The 2,722-nt window shown below is 64.8% G+C and carries 3 protein-coding genes; 2 read left to right on the forward strand and 1 reads right to left on the reverse strand.

The window, feature by feature from the left end:
• Positions 1-50: 50 nt before the first annotated feature.
• Entirely contained in the window at positions 51-785 is a 735-nt protein-coding gene (locus WCB02_RS30900) for an SDR family NAD(P)-dependent oxidoreductase (RefSeq protein WP_423964050.1), read from the reverse strand.
• Positions 786-888: 103 nt separating this feature from the next.
• Between WCB02_RS30900 and WCB02_RS30905 the strand changes: the two genes are divergently transcribed.
• Together WCB02_RS30905 and WCB02_RS30910 are read left to right on the forward strand one after the other, a co-directional pair.
• Positions 889-1,668 carry an SDR family NAD(P)-dependent oxidoreductase gene (locus WCB02_RS30905; protein ID WP_423964053.1) on the forward strand — a complete coding sequence of 260 codons (780 nt, stop codon included), beginning with the start codon at positions 889-891 and terminating at the stop codon, positions 1,666-1,668.
• A 138-nt stretch (positions 1,669-1,806) separates the two neighbouring features.
• Complete coding sequence (locus WCB02_RS30910) at positions 1,807-2,694, forward strand: TauD/TfdA dioxygenase family protein (RefSeq protein WP_423964056.1); 888 nt, start codon at positions 1,807-1,809, stop codon at positions 2,692-2,694.
• The last annotated feature ends 28 nt before the right edge of the window (positions 2,695-2,722 follow it).

Below are 2,722 nucleotides of genomic sequence, written 5' to 3' on the forward strand. Positions count from 1 at the left end.
CCCGTTGGCGCGGAGACCATGCTCCAACCGAAAAACCGACCTGGCTCATTTCACAGGATGAGCCCGCCATCGACCACGATGGTCTGACCGACGATGTAGGACGACAACGGCGAGGCCAGAAACAGTGCGGCGCCCGCCATGTCGGCCGGCGTTCCCAGCCGCTTCAGCGGGATCCGCGACAGCGCCGCTTCGAGCCGCTTGGGATTTGAGGTCGTCACCCGGGTCATCTTGGTGTCGACGAGCCCAGGCGCGATGCCGTTGACGCGAATGCCGTCTGCCGCCCAGGCCTCGCCAAGCGTCCGCGTCAGGCCCACGGCGCCGGTCTTCGAGGCGTTGTAGGCTGGGTTGCCCATGGTCGAATGGTAGGCTGCGGTCGAACTGACGATGATCAGCGCCCCGCGGCTGTCCCGCAGCATGGGATGAAATCTGGTCGCGCAGGCCATCAGGCTGATCAGATTGACCTCCAGCACCTTGCGGAATCCGGACATCTCGAATTCGCCGCGGCTGTAGAGCACCGCCCCCTGCGCGAGCACCAGCGCGTCGAGCCGGTCGAACGCGGGATTGAATGTCTCGATCGCCTGCGCGTCGCTGACATCGAGCCTGAAATAGTCGAGACCATCGAGTTGCGACCCTTCGTCGGCTGAATAATCGCTCGCCGCGTCGCGAGTGCCGCAGACGGCAACGCGCGCGCCTTTGCCCCGAAACGATTGTGCGATGCCGTTGCCGATGCCGCTGGAGCCGCCGACCACGAGCACCTGCTTGCCGCCGAAATCGAGCTCGTTCATCTCCCATCCCTGTTGTTCGTTGCCTGTTCCTTGCTGGTTTGACCTGTCTGCGGATCGATGCCAGCCTTGTCAATCGATCGCCCGACATCCAAGCGAGCCTAAGATGTCCGATTTCAAGCAACTCAGCCGGTCGGTGCAGGGATTGACCGTGCTCGTGACCGGCGCTGCCAGCGGCATGGGCCGCGCCACCGCGCGCGTGTTTGCCGCCGAAGGCGCCAATGTCGCCGTGACCGATATCAGCGCCGAGGGCACGCTGGCGATCGCCGGCGAGATCACCGCGCATGGCGGAACGGCAAAAGCCTGGACTCTCGACGTCGCGGACCGCGAACAGATCGTTGCGGTGGTGAATGACGTCGCCGCACATTTCGGCGGCCTTGATATCGTCGTCAACAATGCCGGCATTTCGGTGCGGATCGCAATCGACGAGGACGGTTATGATGAGGCCTGGGCCAAGGCGATGGCCGTGATGCTGACGGCGCATCCGCGCATCATTCGCGCGGCGCTGCCCCACTTGCGAAAGTCGAAATCGCCGCGGATCGTCAATATCGCCTCCACCGAAGCGCTCGGCGCCACTGCGCTGCACAGCCCCTACGCCGCGGCCAAGGCGGGCGTGACCGGATTGACGCGCTCCCTCGCGGTCGAATTGGGACGCGAGGGCATTACCGTGAACTGCATCTGTCCGGGCCCGATCAGGACGGCGATCACCGAGCGCATCCCGGAAGAGCACAAGGCGATCTACGCCAGGCGCCGCACCGCGCTCGGCCGTTACGGCGCCCCGGAAGAAGTCGCGCATATGACGCTGAGCCTGTGCCTGCCGGCGGCATCGTTTCTGACCGGCGCGGTGATCCCGGTGGATGGCGGGCTGATGGCGCGCAATGCGTAAGGAGTCCCGGTGCCGCGCCGCGTCCCGGACACGGAATGCGCGCAATGCCATGCGCGGCCCAGCGTTGACATGGTGCCGACAGGGAGTAGCTTTTGAAGCAAATTGGGCGGGACAACCGCCTCGCTCGGGAGAAACGTCATGGCGATCGCGATCCAGCAGCTGTCAAAACATTTCGTCGGCGAGGTCTCGGGCCTCGACCTGCGAACACCGCTGACACGAGAGCAGGCGGCCGACATCGAAGCCGGCATGGACAAGTACGCGGTGCTTGTCTTCCACGACCAGGACATCAATGACGAGCAGCAATTGGCCTTTGCGCTGAATTTCGGCGAGCGCGAGCCTGCGCGCGGCGGCAACGTCACCAGGAAGGATGACTACCGGCTCTCCTCGGGGCTGAACGATGTCTCCAACCTCGGCAAGGACGGCAGGCCGCTGCCAAAGGATCATCGCACCCATCTGTTCAATCTCGGCAACTGCCTATGGCATTCCGACTCCTCGTTCCGGCCGATCCCGGCGAAATTCTCGCTGTTGTCGGCACGCGTGGTGAATCCGAAGGGCGGCAACACCGAATTCGCCGACATGCGCGCGGCCTATGATGCGCTCGACGACGAGACCAGGGCCGAGATCGAGGACCTGATCTGCGAGCATTCGCTGATGTATTCACGGGGCTCGCTCGGCTTCCTCGACTACAGCGACGAAGAAAAGGAGCTGTTCAAGCCGGTCGCGCAGCGGCTGGTGCGCACCCATCCGGTGCATGGCCGCAAATCGCTGTACCTGTCGTCGCACGCAGGCCTCGTACGCGGCATGAGCGTGCCGGAGGGGCGGCTGTTGCTGCGTGACCTGACCGAGCACGCGACGCAGCCGGAATTCGTCTACGTCCACAAATGGAAGCTGCATGACCTCGTGATGTGGGACAACCGCCAGACCATGCACCGGGTGCGGCGCTACGACCAGTCGCAGCCGCGCGACATGCGGCGGGCGACGGTGGCCGGCACGCAGCCGACTGTCGCCCAGCAGGCCGCCGAATAGCAGCCAGAGCCCCGCTGTCATCGCCCGG

The sequence above is a fragment of the Bradyrhizobium sp. genome (genome assembly GCF_049581145.1).
Lineage (GTDB): Bacteria > Pseudomonadota > Alphaproteobacteria > Rhizobiales > Xanthobacteraceae > Bradyrhizobium.

Bases quoted from the DNA above. Each gene is read 5' to 3' on its own strand.
- WCB02_RS30910 (WP_423964056.1), top strand. From the start codon at position 1,807: ATGGCGATCGCGATCCAGCAGCTGTCAAAACATTTCGTCGGCGAGGTC.
- WCB02_RS30905 (WP_423964053.1), top strand. From the start codon at position 889: ATGTCCGATTTCAAGCAACTCAGCCGGTCGGTGCAGGGATTGACCGTG.
- WCB02_RS30900 (WP_423964050.1), bottom strand. From the start codon at position 785: ATGAACGAGCTCGATTTCGGCGGCAAGCAGGTGCTCGTGGTCGGCGGC.